The following is a 19,711-nucleotide window of genomic DNA, read 5'->3' as shown; positions in this document are numbered from 1 at the left end:
TCGTTTAACACTGGCTAAAAGAATAGCGTCCTTTTAAGTCGTTCGCTATTAGAGCACAGCAACTGTGCTTGAGCATCTTCTACTCAAACACTTATCTAAATTTTGTTAACAACCCCAAGGATTAACTTGGAAATTTCGAGTTTTTGCTCTAAATGGCAGTGGTGTCCACCTTGGACGATGACCACTTGTGGTTGATTTTCGCCCCAAGAAGCAGGAGTCAGCTGGTACTTTGGGAAGCCCTTGTCACCTAAAATAAGTAAGTGTGGACATCGAATCTCTTGTATAAAGGCTAGAGCATTATGCTGAGCCATTCGGTAAAGCGAACTGCATTTCAATTTTCGGTCGTACCGCCAATACCATTGTTGGTTACGGAATTCCGTGCCACGTTCAACAATAGGCATTAACTGCTCTTCGGTCAATTGGTTGACTTGCATACGCATCGAAAGTGCCACATCTAAAGATGCCATTCCTCGCTCTACTTTACTACGTAGGCGCTGCCGACTTAACACGCCATCACGCAGCCTTTTTGCACTATAGCTTGGGTCTTCCGATAACGGCGCTGCACCTTCGATTTGAACCAAAGCCTGAACGTGCTCTGGGAAAGCAGCACTATAGCAACTCGCAATTAAAGCACCAAGTGAATGACCGACTAACACCACATGATTCGATGAGAGATCAGACAACAACCTATGTAAATCATCCACATAATCATGAAAGACGTAATAGTTATCTGCTGCTTTGTGGCTCGATAATCCATGACCAAACAAATCAATGGCCAATAAATGCAAATCGGGGGCGAGTTGATGCATTGTTTCCATGATGGCTTTAAAGCTACCTGCATTATCTAGCCAACCATGAATGAAAATAACCGATGTCCCCGCAGGCTGTTGCTGACCCAACTCAAGGGCAGCCAACGTGCCTGTTGAAAGCGGAAAAGTTCGCTCATTAATCATGAACTACCTCACTTGTTTAATCACCTGCCCTTCTTGAGGGAAGTCAAAGTAAGGTATCCGACAGTTAACCGAGTAGCATGGATACCCATAGTTTGAGGTGTCGTACATTCGCACACGCTCCTCAATTTTCCACAAGCGGTAACCGTCACCGTCAAGTGCAGGAAAAAGGTAAGGGTGCTCACCAACCTGCCCTTGCTCTTGGCCTATCGCTTGACCAACAACCGTGATCAATCGACCTTGACTAAACGCAATAGGTTCTAGGTAACCATCAAAATAGGCCACAAAACGACCTTGAGGTTCTTGGTTGATGTCCGGGCGACCCGATGAATCAATCGGTAAGTTGACAATCTCTATGCGTGTACGCTTTTTCTGGTTTTCTGTTTTGGCGATAACCCCACCCAGGCGAACGTCATCCACCACCTGCCCTTTACTTTGGGCAAAGGTCAGGTAGTCCGTCATTACTGATTCTGAGTTCGCATTCAGCTCTGATGGAAGCGAACTGCAAGCCGCTAAAGCGAAAACACTCGGAATTACTGCAAAATGGCGTTTTCGAATCAAAGCCAGTAGGTTTATGACTGCTCGCTTACACATAAATATCAACCCCCATTAATTGAGCCAGCTCTTCTTTCCTTGCTCGGTTCATAATGTCCATATATTGTTCCATTGCTTTGCGAGCATGTCCTTCTGGTAGGTCATAATGAACTTGAGCACGATGCAGATGTGATTCATCAATATGCTTAATCGAATGCGCAACCGCATTGGCTACTTTTGAGGGCTGCCCAACAGAAGACTTTGACTGCGTTTTCTTCGTCTGCTGTTTTTTCTGTGTTTTTTGGGTTCGATGTGCACCTGGAATAAGCCCAGGAGGTAAACCATTAATCGACGACATAACACCCTCTTACAAGCAAGCTATTCATTTGTCTGACCGTTAGCAAGGTGGAATACTATTCACGACCCGGCAGCTTTTTCCATGTCACATTATCACGTAAATAAACCGGGCTCGAGTCTTCAACCGCGACGGTGTTACCAAGTTCGAACTCTCGCTGAGCCAAAATCACAATATCTTGCGAGTCAGGGTACAAAACATCCGTTTGTATAAAGCTAAGAGGCATGGCTGCTAATGATTCTTGATAAGCTTGCCAACCCGTCCCGGCTTGCGCCCATGTATTATTATCTGCTTGGACTTCATTGGCTAAGCGCTCAGGTGGAATGACACATTCTGCATCGACGGCTGTCCATGTTCCATCAGTTTGACGAGCATAACGGGCCCAGTAAACTTCACTCATACGAGCATCAATCGCAACGGCAACGTCTGTTGTTCCATGTTTACGATAGCTAGCCTGAGCCATTGCAGCAAGAGTCGAAATACCAATCATCGGTAAATCTGCGCCAAAAGCTAAACCCTGAGCAATGCCAATACCGATACGCACTCCAGTAAAGCTTCCCGGACCTTGACCAAAAGCCAAAGCATCGAGTTCGTGTAAACTTAGTCCTGCTTCTTTTAAGACTTCATCCACCATAGGAAGCACTTTTTTCGTATGGTCACGAGGAGCCACTTCACTACGTGAAATCACTTTGTCATTGACCAGTAAAGCAACTGAACAATTTTCAGTAGCGGTATCGATAGCAAGAATTTTTACGCTCATTTCACTCTCTAAAATGTAAAATTTAATCGTTTATGCCAACACATCTAATCTGTGGCTGTCTGTTCTGATTTTAGGAAAACTTTGATTTGTTCTAAGTCTCGAGTTCTTGGTATTGGAGGCAAGCTGCCTAAAAAGACCCCACCATAGTCTCTTGTGACCAAACGGTTGTCACATATAATCAAAGCTCCTCGGTCCTTTTTGTCCCTAATTAAACGCCCTACCCCTTGCTTCAAAGTGATCACTGCATCCGGTATTTGTACCTCAGCAAAAGGCTCACCTCCTCGCAAACGACAATCTTCAATACGTGCTTTAAGCAAAGGATCATCTGGGGCAGTAAAGGGTAATTTATCAATGATAACACAGCTCAGTGCATCACCTCTAACATCGATCCCTTCCCAAAAGGCCCCCGTCGCGACCAACAAGGCATTGCCTAATTCCATAAACTCTGCAAGAGTCTTTTGCTTACTCATCTCACCTTGCATCAGTACAGGTAATTCCAGCACTTCACGGAAACGTTCCCCTAGCTCTCTCATCATGCTATGTGAGGTGCATAAGAAAAAGCAACGCCCTTCATTTTCCTCTATTACAGGCGTTAGCATCTTAACTAACTTATCTGCCAAACCTGGGCTGTTTGGCTCTGGTAAGTAACGGGGTACACACAAACGCGCTTGTTGCTGATAATCAAAGGGAGACGGCAGCGAAAATCGCTGTGTTGGTTTTAAGCCTAAACGGTCAGTAAAATGCTTAAAATCGCCGGATACCGCTAAGGTTGCTGAAGTGAATATCCACGCACCTTGCTTAAGTTCTATCTGTTCATGAAATTTATCCGCAACGGATAATGGCGTGATATGCAAAGCAAAATGACGCGGAGAAGTGTCATACCAATAGGAGTACCCCGTAATATCGACATCACACACGCGATCAATTCGACCTTTGATAAGATTGGCTCGCTCAAATGCTGTGTCCAATAATTGACTTCGTCCCAGAGCTAACTTGAGTACGTCAATGGTCAGCTCTAAGCTATCAGTAAGGCGCACCAATTCGCGTTTGATCGATTCCGATTGCAATGCTTCACGCCAGTTACCGCGAAAACCCGGTTCACCCAAGACGATGCGCATATCCATGGCACTTTGTAGCAGTTTGTCGCCTACTTTTTGTAATTGACGCATGTCCTTGGCTTCGGTGCGATAAGCAATTTCGATATCTTTGGCTAATTCTTGAATTTGCCGACTCGAGAGTGATTGACCAAAATACTCACTGGCGATGTCCGGGAGCTGATGAGCTTCATCAAAAATAAATACATCCGCTTCGGGTATTAATTCACCAAATCCCGTTTCTTTGATCGCTAAATCAGCAAGAAATAAATGATGATTCACCACAACAATGTCTGAATCCAACGCACGCTTACGCGCCTTTAACACAAAGCAATCCGTATAACTCGGGCACTCTTTACCCAAGCAGTTATCATTGGTCGAGGTAATCATGGGAATGATCATGCTGTCTTCTGGTAAGTCATCACAATCTCCCAAATCTCCTGTTTTGGTTTCCGAAGACCAAGATCGAACCTTAACCAGTTGAGTTAATAAGTTTGGGTCAGCGTCGTGACCATGGCTTTCGACCATTTGTCTACTCAGCCTGTCTAAACATAAGTAGTTAGAACGTCCTTTTAATAGAGCGACTTGACCATAAAAACCCAGTGCATTCATCATTAAAGGCAAATCTCGATGAAACAGCTGCTCTTGTAAGTTTTTAGAGCCTGTACTGATGATGACTTTTTTACCACTCAGCAAAGCCGGAACAAGGTACGCAAAAGTCTTGCCAGTTCCGGTACCTGCCTCAACCACCAGCTGGGTTTGATCTTTGATCGCAACGTTAACCGCTTCCGCCATATCAATTTGAGGCTGTCGTGCTTGAAAGCCCGGAATTGCTTTACCTAACGCGCCATCTGAAGAAAATGTTTTTGCGATCATGTTTTACTTCTACTGAGAAAAATTGAACTGATTATACCAGAGGTTGAAGGCAAACTTCAGTCATCAAAAAGACGAGATGCTCGTATCCGTTTGAGAAGTGATTGAAACTCAGTTGAGAATCGATTATTTATGTTATACCCAAGTGACCTCAAGATGCTTGATTCAGAGCAAGGTCACTGAGTCGAATTGAGCCCCCTCACATCAGACAAGGAAGTACTGAATTTATGGAAAAGAAAACCCTTTTAACCCATTGTAATGATGCGCCAGGCCTGATCGCTAAAATCACCAACATTTGTTACAAGCATCAACTTAACATCGTTCATAACAATGAATTTGTCGACAACACCAGTGGTCACTTTTTCATGAGAACAGAGCTAGAAGGTTATTTTAACGATCACACTTTTCTTGCCGACCTTGATCAAGCACTCCCTCAAGGGGCAAAACGTAAATTGATCAGTTCTAGTCGCAAAAAAATCGTCATTTTAGTCACGAAAGAAGCCCATTGTTTAGGGGATATCTTGATGAAAAACTATGATGGCAGTCTAGATGTCGAAATCGCAGCTGTAGTCAGTAATTACGATACATTGCAACATTTAACCGAGCGATTTGATATTCCTTACCATTATGTCACTCATCAAGATCTCAGCCGAGAACAACATGAACAGCAGATTTTGGCAGTACTTGAGCAATATAATGCTGATTACCTCGTCCTAGCCAAATATATGCGAGTTCTCACGTCCTCATTTGTCGAGAAATACCGCCATAAGATCATCAATATTCATCACAGTTTCTTACCCGCATTTATTGGTGCTAGACCCTATCAACAAGCTTATGATCGTGGTGTGAAAATTATTGGCGCAACGGCTCACTTCGTCACTAATGATCTCGATGAAGGTCCTATCATTAAGCAAGATGTTATCCCTGTTGACCACACCTTCAGTGCACAAGATATGGCCCAAGCCGGCCGTGATGTTGAGAAGAGTGTTTTAAGCAAAGCGCTTAACAAGGTACTCAACGATCATGTGTTTGTTTATGGCAACAAGACGGTGATCTTGTAAAGCATGGCCTCACTTGACGAATACTACATCAAGCCCACTTGATTAGTGGGTTTAATCCCCCCTATTAACTCGTAATAAATCAACAGTATTTAATCCATTTCAAAATGCAACTGTTTACTTACTTAGTAAATACGTTTAGTATTCGCGACTTTTATAAAATAAAGCAATAAAAATAAGGTATGGGAATGAAAAAAACGTTAGTAGCTTTTTTGATTGGAGCGGCTTTACCTGCAGCAGCAACAACACTTGAACCACTAGAAAGAGACGCCTCCACACGAATTGTCGGTGGAGAGCCTGCTAATACTAAAAACTGGAAATTCATTGCTTCATTGGTACAAAAAGGGCAACCAATCTCTGAGGGCCATTTTTGTGGTGGTAGTTTTCTTGGCGGTAAATATGTATTAACGGCTGCACACTGTGTTGATGAAACGAATGCAGATAGTATCGACATAGTTCTGGGCTTATACGATCAAAAAAAAGAATCTCAAGCACAACGTATCGCCGTCAAAAATATTTATCAACATGCCGGATATAATCCTAAAATAATGAGCAACGACATCGCCATTATCGAACTAGAAAGAAGTGTTGATAATGCAACGATCGAACTAGCAGATTCAAGAGTGATCGAGAATATGAGAGCTGGCGATAAAGTCTATGTTGCAGGTTGGGGAGACACCTTAGATAAGGACGTACGATACCCAAATATCTTGCGAGAAGTTGACGTACAATACGTTGACCGTGCAACATGCCAAAACCTAGGTGGGAATTACGCTAAAATATCCGTTGATGCCATTTGTGCAGGGTATTCAGACGGTGGAAAAGACAGTTGCCAAGGAGATAGCGGCGGCCCTCTTATCGCCAATGATAACGGCATTAACAAATTACTTGGTGTAGTGAGCTGGGGATTGGGTTGTGCTGAACCAAACTCTTATGGTGTTTATGCCAATGTTGCCCATTTTAAGACAAATGGTTGGATAGAAAGCCACCTAAATACCATTAGCTACACCCAATACCGTAATCTTGGACTAATAGAAACAAAAGCTCGGCAAGACACCTTCACCATTCGCAATGATGAAGCCATCACGCCATTAAATATCACTGAAATAACATTACCTGAAGGGGTATCGGTAACCCAAAACACCTGTACTCAAACTCTCGCACCTTCTCAAAGCTGTGAGCTTACGATAAATCACACTCCAGACAGCTCGCAATCATCTCAAACAATAGAGTTCACGACTGACCATTCTAAATTACCTAAGTTCACTACTACCCTTAAATATATAGCTATCGACAAAGCAAGTGCTGCGGTAAGCAGTGCCGTTCCGATTAAAGGTACTAAAGTCTTTACCAGTGGCAAAGCATGGACAGAGAAAAATGGGGAGCTTCAGTCATCAAATACATGGGAATCTAATGGCGAATCTATTCTATACATAACCGACTTGCCCAAGGGGACTCTACAACTAGAATATAAAGCATTGATAGCTAACTCTAACGCCTTTATTGTGCAAATAAATGATGATTGGTATTTATTTGAAGAAAGTGCTGATTTTGAACAGATATCGATTGAACTTGAAAAATCATCCAATAGCCTTCAGTTTGTTTATGTAAGAGACGATACTCCTGATGAGAACTCTAACTCAGCTATCATCGCCCCCTTTGAGCAAGCATATATTCGTAATATTAAGATGCTAGATAATGACAGAAAACGTTCAGGTGGCAGTTTCTCCATCGGGTTGCTAGTACTATTGGGTGCCGGACTGTTTACTCGTCGCAAAAAGTGGTCATTGCATGAAACACGTGCTTAAAAAAACACTTACAAGCCTTCTCTTTATAGGCTTGACGGCTTGCTCTACGCATGAAGATGTGAATCAAAGCCGTCACGTGGAATATGAAAAAGAGAAAGTAACCGTTTTCCAAACTCGTGAGGATTCTATCTCCTTTATAGCTGAGTCGACGGGATGCAGTCAAAGTAGTGACTTCAACCTAAGAGTGGAAAAAAATACCAATACAGAAGCTTGGCTAACCATAATCAGGAACAAAAAGGATCACTGTAGAAGAAAGCCTTTTTCTAAGACTTTCACTGTCCCCTTAATGGAAGAGTTAAAAGGCAAGAAGCTTGTGATCACTAACCCTAAAGGTAAATCATCACTGCTAAATTAATTTGCTTGTACCTAGGAGGGGGAACTTAGTTTCCCTCTCTTTTTCAAAGATGAAAACTTAACCGTGTTCAGACTCAACAATTGCTTTAAGTGAATGAGGATGAAATTTAATACACACACCTTGATATTTGAAAGCAACAGTCGGGTTATTTAACCGCTCACCTTCCCCTTTAGGGCTAGATAATTTAACTTTTACCCCCATTGAATCCAGCTGTTCAAAACGTTCAGCAAACTCGGTAAAGGAATCTTTTAGCTCTGTTAAAAGCTCATCCGCCGTCTGTGCCAAAGAGTTAACCACAAACTCGGCATGCTCCCATCCTTCCGTAGGATAGATTTTACCCTCTGCAGGGTAAGGCAATTCTAAACATTCAATTTCCCACCCATGACTTTGCACAGGTTGAGCAAAGAGCAACACAACGATTGGTCGACCATTGATTTGCGCTTGTGAAATAATTTTCCCATACGGCTTCCATGCTCCGTGAGCCGCTTTTGTCGTCTCAAAGTCGTTAATGCGCAAAGCAACATGATCCGCTTGCATTGCATACACTTTGATTCCGATCATCTGTGCTAAAGCGTCAACTTTTGACATAAAACCATCAAGGTCATGAAGCATCAATTCTGGAGCCAGGCGCTTTTCTTCTAAACGAGGTTGCATCATAGTTTTCTTGTCGTATTTTGGGTAATTCGGAGCGGCATATTACACTTAAATAACAGCAGAATTCCAATCTAACTAAAAAGTGAAAAATTCCTAATCCTCTCTGTATGAATGACAATAAAGTTGATACAATTAGCGCCATTTTTGTGAACTACAATAGAATTCTGCACTGGTTGTATAATTCTTCGTCCTTGAATTGAAGGAAACACGTGTGAATATCCAAGCACTTATTAATGACAAAGTATCTCAGGCTCTAGAAGCCGCTGGCGCACCTGCAGGCAGCCCTGCCGCAGTCCGTCAATCAGCAAAGCCACAATTTGGTGACTACCAAGCCAACGGCGTAATGGGCGTTGCTAAAAAACTGGGGACTAACCCACGAGAATTTGCACAGAAAGTACTGGATGTTCTAGACCTAGACGGTATTGCAAGCAAAACAGAAATTGCAGGCCCTGGTTTCATCAACATTTTTCTAAGTGAAGAATTTCTTGCAAAACAAGCGGAAGCGGCTCTTGAAGACGCCCGCCTTGGTGTCGCAAAAGAAGAAGCCCAAACCATCGTTGCTGACTACTCGGCGCCTAACGTTGCAAAAGAAATGGCCGTTCACCATATTCGTTCAACAGTGATCGGTGATGCCGTTACTCGTACCCTAGAATTCCTAGGACACAAAGTGATTCGTGCCAACCACATTGGCGACTGGGGAACTCAGTTCGGTATGCTTATCGCAAACCTTGAGCGTGTTCAACAAGAATCAGGCGAAGTATCAATGGAGCTGTCTGATCTTGAAGCATTCTACCGCGATTCCAAAAAACTGTATGACAACGATGAAGCCTTTGCTGAAAAAGCACGTGGTTATGTTGTTAAACTGCAAAGCGGTGATCAGTTCTGTTCTGAAATGTGGAAGAAGTTGGTTGACATCACGATGATTCAAAACCAACGTAACTACGATCGTTTGAACGTCTCTCTAACTAATGATGACGTGATGGGTGAAAGCATGTACAACGACATGCTACCTAAAGTTGTTGCCGACCTAAAAGCTCAAGGCTTAGCAGTAGAAGATGACGGTGCTCAAGTTGTATTTCTAGAAGAATACAAAAATAAAGATGGCGACCCAATGGGCGTGATTGTGCAAAAGCGTGACGGTGGCTTCCTATACACCACAACAGACATCGCCTGTGCGAAGTATCGCTATGAAGAACTAGGTGCAGACCGTGTGCTTTACTTCATTGACTCTCGTCAACATCAGCACCTGATGCAAGCTTGGACTATCGTTCGTAAAGCGGGTTATATTCCAGATTCAGTGTCACTTGAGCACCACGCATTTGGTATGATGCTAGGTAAAGACGGCAAACCATTTAAAACTCGTACCGGTGGCTCAGTAAAACTGAAAGACCTTTTGGATGAAGCGGAAGAGCGCGCGGTAAAACTGATTGAATCTAAAAACCCGTCACTAGAAATAGAAGAAAAAGAGAAGATCGCTCATACCGTTGCTATGGCCGCAGTTAAATACGCCGATCTTTCTAAGCACCGAACCACAGACTACGTGTTTGATTGGGACAACATGCTTGCATTTGAAGGAAACACTGCACCATACATGCAATACGCTTACACTCGTGTCGCATCGGTATTCGCTAAAGCTGGTGTTTCTATGGACGATCTGCAAGGTGAAATCAAGATCACTGACGAGAAAGAAAAAGCGCTTATCGCAAAGCTTATGCAGTTCGAAGAAGCAGTTCAATCCGTTGCCCGCGAAGGCCAACCACACATCATGTGTAGTTACTTATTCGAACTCGCTGGTCAGTTCTCTAGCTTCTACGAAGCATGCCCTATCCTAGTGGCTGAAGAAGAAGCAGTGAAACAAAGCCGTCTGAAACTAGCAGCGCTCACAGCGAAGACCATCAAACAAGGTCTGTCTCTACTAGGTATCGAGACGCTTGAACGCATGTAAGCGATTCAATGATTAATACTTTAAGCTATTGATAGAACGAGAAAGGTTGGTGCCAAGGCGCCAGCCTTTTATTTTATCTGGGGTATAGGTCCAAATAACCTCAAGGTGCTTGATTCAGAATGAGTTTACTTGGGTGTATACTGACATTATTCTATTTCACGCGGACAACAATCATGAGTTTTGAACTGCATCCTCAATTAGCCCAAGATACGACCGTCATTGGCCATTTTCCTTTATGTGTTGCATTACTGCATAAAGACAATGCCGTGCCATGGGTTATCTTGGTACCTAAACGTGCAAATCTGAGAGAGCTGCATCATTTACCAATGAAAGAGCAGCAGCAATTCCTACTAGAGTCTCAAGCTGTAAGCCAAGCCCTAGAAGCCACTTTTCGTCCAGATAAACTGAACCTTGGTGCACTCGGCAATATAGTACCTCAGCTACATATTCATCATATTGCGCGCTTTAAAAAAGATATCGCTTGGCCTGGTCCAATTTGGGGAAACACCTTAGGACAATTTCGTAGCGAAGAAGAACAAAGTGAAATATTGGCTCGAATTAAAAACGTACTGTCACTGAGCTCTATTTTCCAAAAAGCCTAAACGTTTCACTTCGTAGTGAATAGCCCTACTCACTCAATGATCACATTAATTACCTCAATGACCAAGAGAGAGATTAATACACTCGTGTAATAATCTTTCTCATTTTTTCTGTATTATCACAAAAATAAAACTTGTTTAAACTCTCAACTTATTTTGAGAGGATTCCCATGAAACAAGTATTTAATATTTTTCGTTACGTTAGCTGGATAGCCATTATTTGCTCGATGGCTGCATCTTTTTTGCTCTTTACCATGGGCGCAAGTAAAACTTACTCTGCTTTTGCCGTTTTTTTCTTTAACCAAAATCCTCCCATCACCCTTGCTCATTTAGATCGTGCAGACATCGCGATTGCTTATTTGATCAAGTCTCTCGATACTTTCCTCGTTGCCTTGGTACTCTTTATCTTCGCTCACGGTATTTACACTCTGTTTATTTCGAATAAAAAAAACCTGAAAGAACAAAAGCAAACAGTACCCAAGAACCATACCGTTTTAAGCTGGATCACAACGCCCAATATTGGCCACTTAAAAAATATCTTGGCCGAGGTCATCATTGTTATCTTATTTGTGAAATTTCTCGAGCTGGTCTTAATTAACTTCGATAACTTAGACTGGACGATACTCACCCTGCCCATTTCAATCTTAGTGCTCAGCTTGGGGTTAAAATTCCTTGGATTAGGAGCAAGCAGTGAGAAACGAACAGGTGAATAGATAAGTAGGTAATAGATAGATTAGGTAAAAAACTGAACAATAATCGCCTCTCTTGTAGCATGAAGCTAATGAGAGAGGCGAGCTTAAAGATGATGAGGAATAGAGAAAGCTTACATCGTTACCGTTATCGATAAGCCATCTTGCTTAGTAATGGTGTAACGGATTCTTGCCACCCCCTGCACCTTGTTTGTATCAATCAAACGGCTAATTTTACCTTTCTTAACCCAAACATTCAGCATGGCATCGACACCATCCTCACTCATACTAAAATGCTGAGCAAGCTCTGCTTGAGAGACCGTCTCCTTACTCGCAATATACTGATAAAGTTCTTGTAGAATCATAAGGTTGATATCTCGCTCACAGCTTGCTGCTTTTTACCCACGTACTTAAAGATATGATAGGCACTTATGAAGAGCGCCACAATGAATACCATCCAAAGCCCACTTATAACTGGTGTCGCCGATAGTTGCGTCATTTGGTTAAAGAATGTCGCTCCAAAGTAAGCGAGAGCCATAGTCCAAAGCGCAATAAACCTTGCAAATTTGTGACCAAATTCTCGCACATAAGCCCCCATAGCAGCGACACAAGGCGTATAAAGTAGAATGAAAATGAGATAAGAGAAAGCCGCGCTGCTCGAACCAAACTTAGCTTTAATATTACCGAAAATTGAAGCATCCACCGCTTGCTCTTCTGCTGCAATAGCTGCATCACTTAAATCCCCGACTTCAATGCCTAAAGGGTCTGAATAGCTCAGTGCCGCAAGGTTGTCAGGAATACTTTGTAACGCTTCTTCCAGTTTATCCGCTAAATTGAAGACTTCATCCGTCCCTTCCTCAGGCGTGGTATATAAACTATTCAACGTTCCGACGACGGCTTCTTTAGCAAAGATGCCCGTTATAATACCGACCGTCGCAGGCCAGTTTTCCTCTTCTATGCCGATAGGGGCAAAAATAGGCGTCACAACTTGAGCAGCTTTGGAAAGCACTGAATGCTCACTATCTTCATTACCGAAGCTACCATCGGTACCTAAAGAATTTAAGAAACTTAAAATCGTCACAACAATAACGATGGTTTGTCCTGCACCTAAAACAAAACGTTTGAGTTTCTGCCAAGTCTTAAGCACCACGTTCTGTAAGGTTGGTAATTCATAATCAGGCAGCTCCATTAGCAAGCTATCGCTACTGCCCGGATACAAAGTGTTTTTTAAAAATAGTCCAGTAAATATCGCAGCAACAATACCCAACAAGTACAGCGCAAATACAATATTTTGTCCGAAACCAGGGAAGAATGCAGCGGCAAATAAAGCGTAAACAGGCAAACGAGCCCCACAAGACATAAATGGAGCCATTGAGGCTGCAAGCCGGCGTTCACGTTCTTGATCTAAAGTACGCGTTGCCATGATTGAGGGAACATTACAACCAAAGCCAAGCACCAAAGGAACAAAGGCTTTACCTGGTAACCCTATCTTTTGCATCACTTTATCTAAAACAAATGCCGCTCTAGCCATATAGCCAGAACTTTCAATGACGGCAAGAAATAGATACAGACAAGCGATCACTGGGATAAACGTAGCAACCGTTTGAATGCCCCCGCCGATACCATCAGTAAGAATGGTGACCAGCCAGACTGGCAAATGACCATCAAGCAATTGATGACCGCCGTCGACTAAAATCGCTCCCACACCAATATCAAAAAAGTCGATAAATGCACTACCAACATTGATCGAGAACATAAACATTAAGTACATGACGACAAAGAAGAAGGGAATGCCAACCCATTTATTTAAAATAAACTGGTCCAGCTTTTCTGTCACACTACGACTTAATTTGCCTTCACTGCGACGAACTTTTTTACACACTTGGTGTAGATAAGTATATTTGGTATCCGCAACGTGTAAATCAACATCAAGCGCTAAACCTTCAGTAGCCTGTTCCACTGTTTTTCTATCTACATCCGACAAACTGTTGAGCACTAATGCGTCTTGCTCAAGTGCACGAATCGCTAACGCTCGGTGGGAAACACTTTGCTCTTCAAATAAGCCAGAGACTTTTGCAATCGCCTCTTCCATTGAGCTATCGTAGCTCACAGGAATATCCGTTAATGCAATACCTTGTAATAATGATTTATGAAGCTTTTCTCGAAATTGCAAGACCTGAGCTTTATTGGTCGCAGATAAACTGACTACAGGACAGCCTAATGCTTTCTCCAACTCAGTAGCATTAATGACTCGACGTTCTCGCTTCAGAGCATCCATTTTATTTAACACCACGATCATGGGTCTACCCAATTCTCGAAGTTGCAAAGTCATGTATAGGCTGCGCTCAAGGCTCGTAACATCAATAACATTAATAATCACATCAGCAGGATGGGTGAGCACCGCACGGGAAGCGATAGATTCGTCAATACTATTACTATCGTTGCCACTATCTAATGAATAGATGCCTGGGAGATCGGTCAGCAGAAACTGGTCACCAGCTTGCTGAAATTGACCTGTTTTCTTTTCTACTGTCACCCCAGCCCAGTTTCCAACATGCTGCTTAGCGCCTGTTAAGCTGTTAAAAAGCGTCGTCTTACCACTATTAGGGTTACCTACAGTTAAAACTTGATACTGCATTTAGATTTATTCCACTTCAATATTTTTTGCGATGCTTTCTCGAAGAGCGACAGAAACGCCTCTCACTTCCACTTGTAAAGGGTCTCCCATAGGAGCGCGCCTAACCAGAGTCACTTCTGTATTCGGAAGCAAACCCATTACCATCAGTTTTTTTCTGATATCTGGCGAAAGCCCTTCTAATAGACGAATCGTAACCGTTTGCCCGGGAGTGATCTCTGACAGCTTCATCATAATCCTTAATCGTATTGCAAATGATAAATATTCTTATTAATAGTATAGCAAGAAGCGATATTACTTCGCTATTAACTATCCTTCAATGGTTAAAATCAAAGATTACTCTGCAGTTTGAAGGAATGGCGACGTCAAATATGTTAATTACAATTACGTTATTTTCGTCAAATATAAAAAAACATAAAAAATATATAAGTATACTTGCTCCTAAAGCTCAACGATAAAGATAAAATAACCAATAAAAACAGAACATTAAAATCAATTAACACTTTGTCGCTTTTCTTATATTACGCTGTCGTTATTCTTATAATTAAGCAAAACGTTATCTTGTATATTTAACGAATACAGAAGATAACTTCTGACATGAATTCCAGAAGTGACATGGCAGCATGTCACTCCAGCAGCAAGCGAAGGTGTCGTTGACACCCGTGGTATAGTCGCCCCCGGTTATACCACGCTATTTTTTTATCCTCCAACATAACTTTTTCAAACACTACTTTTTCTTTAATAGATACTTTCTTCTAGATTTACAAGCAACTTGCTTAATGCCATATGAGTTAATCTGCCCTTCATTCGACATCAATATCATTATGAATTTTCTGAGATATTACAAATTTAGAAGGTGATAATCCGAAATGAAGTTTGAATTTTTGACTAAAATAGGAAGGATCATTAAAACCACAATTAAAAGCAACTTCGCTGATTTTTACCCCCTCGAGTAACTGCTCACAAGCCAACTCTAAGCGTATTTCCGTTAGGTAGCTAGATAACGTAGTTGAGGTGGCCGATTTGAATCGCCTTTGTAAGCTGCGTTCCGACATAAATAACATTTTAGCGGCCGAGGCTGTACCAAACTCTGGGTTTTGATAGTTATCTGCAACTAGGGTATAAACTTTAAGTAACCATTCCTTTTCAGGGCAAGGAAGATGCGATGGTGAGTTTTCATTGTCTACTGATACCTCGCTGTATGAGATACTTTGTAAATCAGACTTTGATCTAAACGCAAAAGGCCAAGTGATCTCAATTTTATTTTGGCTGTCTGATGAGAATATCGACAGCTGCCCTCCACTTTCTTCGACTAAGAATGGAAGGTTCTCGATACTTAAATCGGCTTGAAGCTTAGAAGTATGACCTTTAATTGCACCAAGAGTGGACAGAGGCATGCCATAATCGATGATACATAATGCTACGCCCTGCTCTTTCTTTTCTAAGGTCACTATCATTTTCTGACATTGGAAAGATCGCTTAAGCACGTTAGCAAAAATAATATTAAGAATGATATCGAGGTTAAAACTCTCAAGTTTGATAGATTGATTTTTATATTCATCAATCAACTCAATACTAATCTTCATTCTTGCAAAATCTGCTTGCCAAACATCTATGACGGCTTGGATAAACTGACTTAAATTATAACTTTGACTCCCTTCATGATATTGATCGGGTTCTACTATAAGTTCATTCAATTGCCAATGCGTGTTGGATAAATGATGCTGCACCTTTTCATTCTGATCACCAACTAGAGTCATCGTAATTGCTTCGATGCTGCTTTTTATCGATCTAGCCATATGATCGACTAATAAATTTCTCACTTGTATCTGCTTTCTAAGCTGTTGGTTATTCATGAGTAAAACACGGCTTTGATGGCGCAATTGAGCTGTTTTTAATTTCACCTGGGCGGCCAATTCAAGGCGTGCTCGTAAGGCACAACGAGAGCGCCAAAATATTGCAAACATAATCACTAATAGCAAGAGTGCAACAAAAAAAACCTGAGCATAAATCGATAAATACCAAGGCTTTAATACAGTAAACTGGTATTCTAAATCTGTTTTTTTTATTGCAAGACGGCGGCCTATACTGACTTGTAAGTTGTACTCACCTGAGCTGAGATACTCTAACGTCAGTTGACCATTTTCTAACCTCTTCCAAGCTTGATCTTCACGTAATCGATAATAAAGTTTTTGATGATCTAATTTAGGCATAAGCCCAAATAGAATACTTAATGAAGTACCATAAGGAAACGCTGATTTATCTGCTCCATCATTACCAATCAGGTCCAATTTATTACCTATTCGAATTCTACTGATAATAATTTTAGATTCCGGAGTGTGGGTATGAAGTAATTGAGAGGCATTAGCTTGAACTAACCCATATATAGAACCAAAGACCAGTCCTTGTTGATTTATATTATGGCTTGAATTTGTATCAATGGTGGAAGTACAAACTCCAGGTAAGAATTCGTTATAAATCAACCCAAAAGATGACGAGTAGCTGTTCAAAAGCTGACCTTCCAAATTATAATAGCTTAAGCCGACTGATGAAGCCAACCAAACGCCATTACGATCACTGATCATACATGCTGGAAGAGCGTTAGGGACACTCAACTCAATGGGCCGAGTTTCATTGTCTTCAGCACTGTGCTTAAACACACCATTCGTAGAAGCAAACCACCGCTCGCCATTAGCTGCAGTAATAATATCCAATGATTCTCCACTATTCGTAGATAAATGGTCGAAGCGAATCTTCTTCCCATCATATTCATAAACACCATGATCAGTACCAATCAATAAAAGCGAATCTTGGTAATATAAACGTGTGATCTTTGACGGTAAAAAGTTACTTACTAACCAGTCACTCCCCAAGTTCCTAACTTCTTTTGTCGAAGTGTTAATACTTAAGAGTTCATGGCCTCTTGATACCCAAAGTCTTTCTATTCCATCGGTAACAATGTGATCAACAGATTCTTCTGCTATTGCCTTAAGGTATGGGAAATTTAAACGCTTCAAAGTAGTCAAGTTATACACTTCTAAACCCATCTTTGTCGCTAACCAAATGTTTTCACCTTGAAAAGTAAAGGCATTCAACTGCGACTCTACATTCAACACTTTAGTGATGCCACCAGAGGTTGAATGATAGAGAGCTTGGCCATCAGTAAACCAAAGAGAATTATCTGGGCCAATCAAGGTTTGTCTTAAATATGTAGTGGAAACTTGACGGTGTTTTCCTGCTAATGAAGTACGTTTAAATATTTGACTGAATTCAGAGTAATACCAAATGCCCCGGTCAGTCGCCATCCACATTCCTCCCATATTGTCATTAAGCAGTGAGTATATTTTAGTGTGGGCGGGAGGCCCATCTAAAAAGCCAATAGGCAGCATTTCATTAACTTCACCAGTAGAAAAAGAGAACAGGTACAAACCTTGTTCCGTGCCAATCCAATACCCTAGGTCTGTTTCAGCGAAAGCAAGTACGTGAGGAATACTAACACTATCAATAATATCAATACCCTGTTCGGTCTCATAGAATAATGTCCCGGTTAATGTCCCTACCAGTAATTCACGTCGTTTCGAGGAATAATAAAGTGTTTCAATATACTGCGTTCCTGACGTGGTAATGTGTTTCAATCTCTTTTTGTCAGAGAAGTAAACGCCAGCAGTCGTCCCAATCACCCATGTTTGGTCAACTAAAATCGCATCATTAATGTAAACATATCTGTTATTGCTATGTTGATATAATTGTAATAATGAGAATTTATCTCTCTGTTGCGTTATCGTGTTATAGACATGAAAATATGTGCCATCACTGACCCATATGTAGTCCTTAGAGGTTCCAATTTTTCTAATTTTTGAACCTGGCCTTAAACTGAATACGAGTTTTTGCTCTTGATTGGGGTAAACTTTAAAAACTTCATTATCAAAAAAAGTCCAAAAGGCATCGTTTTGATAAGCAACTTCTTCAGTATTTTTTTGCAGAATACTGCCTGTATCAGGTAAGGTTGTTTGACCGTCATAAAAAAGAACCTGTCCATGAACATCATGAATCCAAAGGCCACCTTGCCCATATAAGAAGAGGTTCTTTGCATTAATAAACGTGCCCTCTGCCTGGCTTGGTAGAGGATAAAAAACAGCGCTGGATTCACTTGAAGCCAGCGCTTGATAAGAGAAAATCGTAACAAAGAAAATTAGCGCTAACCGATGCACCTCAAATACCTTTCATGGAACTATTTCGATATCCAATCAACCAAAATTACAGCAATGTAATTTAAACCGATTATTTTGAATAACTAATCCTCAAGATATACTATCTTAATTCCCTCTTAAAAAAAGGGTTACTATTGCAAAGGTTTTCATTCTTATTACTGGATCACGTAAACAATGGGTTACTTATCTAAATAAACAAAATTTATGTTACTTGGTACTCAAACATTGAGTAAAACTTGCTGCCATTCCATTAAGAAAAGTAAAATAGCTGCCATTTTTAACCTCAATATCTGACCCTAGAGGATCTAAAGAACCTAATCTAGCATTGCTGCCACGCATTACACTTTCAAGCACTTGCGGAGTAAACTGAGGTTCTGCAAAAACACACAATCCTTCTCCTTTCTTAAGTATCTGATGTATTTCATTGAGAGTCTTAGCTCCAGGTTTACGTTCTGGTGATACGGTAAAGCGACCAAGTTGATTAAGGTCATAGCGCTCTTCAAAATAGCCATAAGCATCATGGAAAACAAAATAACCAGCATCTTGAATAGGACTCAACTGCTGCATGATAACCTGATCAGTAACATGAAGCTTATCTTCAAACTCTTTTAGGTTAGTTAAGTATTTCTCTGCATTATCACTATCAATTTTTGCGAGTTTATGAGCAATAACATCAGCGACTTGACCTGTCGTTTTAACACCTAACCAAAAATGTGGGTCATAGATACCATGGTGATGACCTTCATGTTCATGCTCATCCTCATGCTCATGCTCATGCTCATGCTCATGCTCATGCTCTTCACGTTCAAATTTACGCAATGCTAGTCCTGGAATCTGACTAATAGTCAATACGTTACTTCTATTTTCGAGAACTTTCTCTAGAAAACCTTCCAGATCTTCACCATACCAAAGTACTAAATCGGCCTTCACCACCTTTTTAATATCAGAAGGGCGTAAGGCATAATCATGGGGTGAAGCATTATTTTGAACAATAACATCAGGTTCAGTAATGCCTTTGGTGAGTTCATTGGTAATCATTTGGATCGGTTTAATGCTGGTTACGACATTCACAGCATGAGCTGGCAATGCTGCTATAAGGCTTATTAGGGCAAATAAAATTGGTCTTTTCATCGTTTTACTTGGGATCTTGGCTGGACAATGGCATAATGTTACATTATAACATTATCAATT

17 protein-coding genes are annotated in these 19,711 nt (G+C 41.3%); 6 read left to right on the top strand and 11 right to left on the bottom strand.

Annotation, left to right across the window (positions count from 1 at the left end; translation table 11 throughout):
* Positions 1-95: 95 nt before the first annotated feature.
* The 5 genes from VSA01S_RS04385 to yoaA are packed head-to-tail and all read right to left on the bottom strand — an operon-like array spanning position 96 to position 4,569.
* On the bottom strand, positions 96-950 hold the full coding sequence (locus tag VSA01S_RS04385; protein WP_083932202.1) for an alpha/beta fold hydrolase: 855 nt from the start codon (positions 948-950) through the stop codon (positions 96-98).
* A 6-nt stretch (positions 951-956) separates the two neighbouring features.
* Positions 957-1,544: a Slp family lipoprotein gene (locus tag VSA01S_RS04380; protein WP_050567261.1), complete on the bottom strand. Its 588-nt coding sequence runs from the start codon at positions 1,542-1,544 to the stop codon at positions 957-959.
* On the bottom strand, positions 1,537-1,842 hold the full coding sequence (locus VSA01S_RS04375; RefSeq protein ID WP_039979248.1) for a hypothetical protein: 306 nt from the start codon (positions 1,840-1,842) through the stop codon (positions 1,537-1,539). The genes VSA01S_RS04380 and VSA01S_RS04375 overlap by 8 nt, the downstream gene beginning before the upstream one ends.
* Positions 1,843-1,897: 55 nt before the next feature.
* Entirely contained in the window at positions 1,898-2,599 is a 702-nt protein-coding gene (gene tsaB, locus VSA01S_RS04370) for a tRNA (adenosine(37)-N6)-threonylcarbamoyltransferase complex dimerization subunit type 1 TsaB (protein ID WP_039979249.1), read from the bottom strand.
* Positions 2,600-2,643: 44 nt separating this feature from the next.
* On the bottom strand, positions 2,644-4,569 hold the full coding sequence (gene yoaA / locus VSA01S_RS04365; RefSeq protein ID WP_039979250.1) for a DNA repair helicase YoaA: 1,926 nt from the start codon (positions 4,567-4,569) through the stop codon (positions 2,644-2,646).
* Positions 4,570-4,793: 224 nt separating this feature from the next.
* Between yoaA and purU the strand changes: the two genes are divergently transcribed.
* From purU to VSA01S_RS04350, 3 genes are all read left to right on the top strand, one after another.
* Positions 4,794-5,627 (top strand): formyltetrahydrofolate deformylase, encoded by an 834-nt coding sequence (gene purU / locus VSA01S_RS04360; RefSeq protein WP_039979251.1) that lies wholly within the window; start codon positions 4,794-4,796, stop codon positions 5,625-5,627.
* Positions 5,628-5,812: 185 nt separating this feature from the next.
* Positions 5,813-7,432 carry a serine protease gene (locus tag VSA01S_RS04355; protein ID WP_039979252.1) on the top strand — a complete coding sequence of 540 codons (1,620 nt, stop codon included), beginning with the start codon at positions 5,813-5,815 and terminating at the stop codon, positions 7,430-7,432.
* Positions 7,416-7,787 carry a hypothetical protein gene (locus tag VSA01S_RS04350; RefSeq protein ID WP_039979253.1) on the top strand — a complete coding sequence of 124 codons (372 nt, stop codon included), beginning with the start codon at positions 7,416-7,418 and terminating at the stop codon, positions 7,785-7,787. Before VSA01S_RS04355 ends, VSA01S_RS04350 begins: the two co-directional genes overlap by 17 nt.
* Before the next feature lie 57 nt (positions 7,788-7,844).
* Here VSA01S_RS04350 and VSA01S_RS04345 read toward each other — a convergent pair whose 3' ends face one another.
* A complete protein-coding gene (locus VSA01S_RS04345) occupies positions 7,845-8,441 on the bottom strand; it encodes a VOC family protein (protein WP_039979254.1) in 597 nt (198 codons plus the stop codon).
* Between the two features lie 211 nt (positions 8,442-8,652).
* Between VSA01S_RS04345 and argS the strand changes: the two genes are divergently transcribed.
* The 3 genes from argS (at position 8,653) to VSA01S_RS04330 (ending at position 11,698) form a co-directional block, all read left to right on the top strand.
* Entirely contained in the window at positions 8,653-10,386 is a 1,734-nt protein-coding gene (argS, locus tag VSA01S_RS04340) for an arginine--tRNA ligase (protein WP_039979255.1), read from the top strand.
* A gap of 173 nt (positions 10,387-10,559) precedes the next feature.
* Positions 10,560-10,988 (top strand): HIT family protein, encoded by a 429-nt coding sequence (locus tag VSA01S_RS04335; protein ID WP_039979256.1) that lies wholly within the window; start codon positions 10,560-10,562, stop codon positions 10,986-10,988.
* A 167-nt stretch (positions 10,989-11,155) separates the two neighbouring features.
* The gene (locus VSA01S_RS04330) at positions 11,156-11,698 is read left to right on the top strand and encodes a YqhA family protein (RefSeq protein ID WP_039979257.1); all 543 of its coding nucleotides are present in this window, start codon (positions 11,156-11,158) and stop codon (positions 11,696-11,698) included.
* A 110-nt stretch (positions 11,699-11,808) separates the two neighbouring features.
* Here the strand turns inward: VSA01S_RS04330 and VSA01S_RS04325 are convergent, their stop codons facing one another.
* The 5 genes from VSA01S_RS04325 to znuA all read right to left on the bottom strand — a co-directional run bounded on the left by VSA01S_RS04325 (position 11,809) and on the right by znuA (position 19,651).
* A complete protein-coding gene (locus tag VSA01S_RS04325; protein ID WP_039979258.1) occupies positions 11,809-12,039 on the bottom strand; it encodes a FeoC-like transcriptional regulator in 231 nt (76 codons plus the stop codon).
* Positions 12,036-14,312: a Fe(2+) transporter permease subunit FeoB gene (feoB, locus tag VSA01S_RS04320; RefSeq protein ID WP_039979259.1), complete on the bottom strand. Its 2,277-nt coding sequence runs from the start codon at positions 14,310-14,312 to the stop codon at positions 12,036-12,038. The genes VSA01S_RS04325 and feoB overlap by 4 nt, the downstream gene beginning before the upstream one ends.
* A gap of 6 nt (positions 14,313-14,318) precedes the next feature.
* Complete coding sequence (locus VSA01S_RS04315; protein WP_039979260.1) at positions 14,319-14,540, bottom strand: FeoA family protein; 222 nt, start codon at positions 14,538-14,540, stop codon at positions 14,319-14,321.
* Positions 14,541-15,112: 572 nt separating this feature from the next.
* On the bottom strand, positions 15,113-18,520 hold the full coding sequence (locus VSA01S_RS04310) for an AraC family transcriptional regulator (RefSeq protein ID WP_039979261.1): 3,408 nt from the start codon (positions 18,518-18,520) through the stop codon (positions 15,113-15,115).
* Positions 18,521-18,727: 207 nt separating this feature from the next.
* Complete coding sequence (gene znuA, locus VSA01S_RS04305) at positions 18,728-19,651, bottom strand: zinc ABC transporter substrate-binding protein ZnuA (protein WP_039979262.1); 924 nt, start codon at positions 19,649-19,651, stop codon at positions 18,728-18,730.
* Positions 19,652-19,711: the final 60 nt, after the last annotated feature.

The organism is Vibrio sagamiensis NBRC 104589, assembly GCF_007990935.1.
Classification (GTDB): Bacteria; Pseudomonadota; Gammaproteobacteria; order Enterobacterales; family Vibrionaceae; genus Vibrio; species Vibrio sagamiensis.
The sequence above is the reverse complement of the archived record's forward strand: the minus strand, read 5'-3'. Positions and strand labels throughout refer to the sequence as shown.

Excerpts from the sequence above, each read along its gene's own strand:
- VSA01S_RS04380 (WP_050567261.1), bottom strand. The coding sequence starts at position 1,544 with ATGTGTAAGCGAGCAGTCATAAACCTACTGGCTTTGATTCGAAAACGC.
- VSA01S_RS04375 (WP_039979248.1), bottom strand. The coding sequence starts at position 1,842 with ATGTCGTCGATTAATGGTTTACCTCCTGGGCTTATTCCAGGTGCACAT.
- tsaB (WP_039979249.1), bottom strand. The coding sequence starts at position 2,599 with ATGAGCGTAAAAATTCTTGCTATCGATACCGCTACTGAAAATTGTTCA.
- yoaA (WP_039979250.1), bottom strand. The coding sequence starts at position 4,569 with ATGATCGCAAAAACATTTTCTTCAGATGGCGCGTTAGGTAAAGCAATT.
- purU (WP_039979251.1), top strand. The coding sequence starts at position 4,794 with ATGGAAAAGAAAACCCTTTTAACCCATTGTAATGATGCGCCAGGCCTG.
- VSA01S_RS04355 (WP_039979252.1), top strand. The coding sequence starts at position 5,813 with ATGAAAAAAACGTTAGTAGCTTTTTTGATTGGAGCGGCTTTACCTGCA.
- VSA01S_RS04350 (WP_039979253.1), top strand. The coding sequence starts at position 7,416 with ATGAAACACGTGCTTAAAAAAACACTTACAAGCCTTCTCTTTATAGGC.
- VSA01S_RS04345 (WP_039979254.1), bottom strand. The coding sequence starts at position 8,441 with ATGCAACCTCGTTTAGAAGAAAAGCGCCTGGCTCCAGAATTGATGCTT.
- VSA01S_RS04335 (WP_039979256.1), top strand. The coding sequence starts at position 10,560 with ATGAGTTTTGAACTGCATCCTCAATTAGCCCAAGATACGACCGTCATT.
- VSA01S_RS04330 (WP_039979257.1), top strand. The coding sequence starts at position 11,156 with ATGAAACAAGTATTTAATATTTTTCGTTACGTTAGCTGGATAGCCATT.
- VSA01S_RS04325 (WP_039979258.1), bottom strand. The coding sequence starts at position 12,039 with ATGATTCTACAAGAACTTTATCAGTATATTGCGAGTAAGGAGACGGTC.
- feoB (WP_039979259.1), bottom strand. The coding sequence starts at position 14,312 with ATGCAGTATCAAGTTTTAACTGTAGGTAACCCTAATAGTGGTAAGACG.
- VSA01S_RS04315 (WP_039979260.1), bottom strand. The coding sequence starts at position 14,540 with ATGAAGCTGTCAGAGATCACTCCCGGGCAAACGGTTACGATTCGTCTA.
- znuA (WP_039979262.1), bottom strand. The coding sequence starts at position 19,651 with ATGAAAAGACCAATTTTATTTGCCCTAATAAGCCTTATAGCAGCATTG.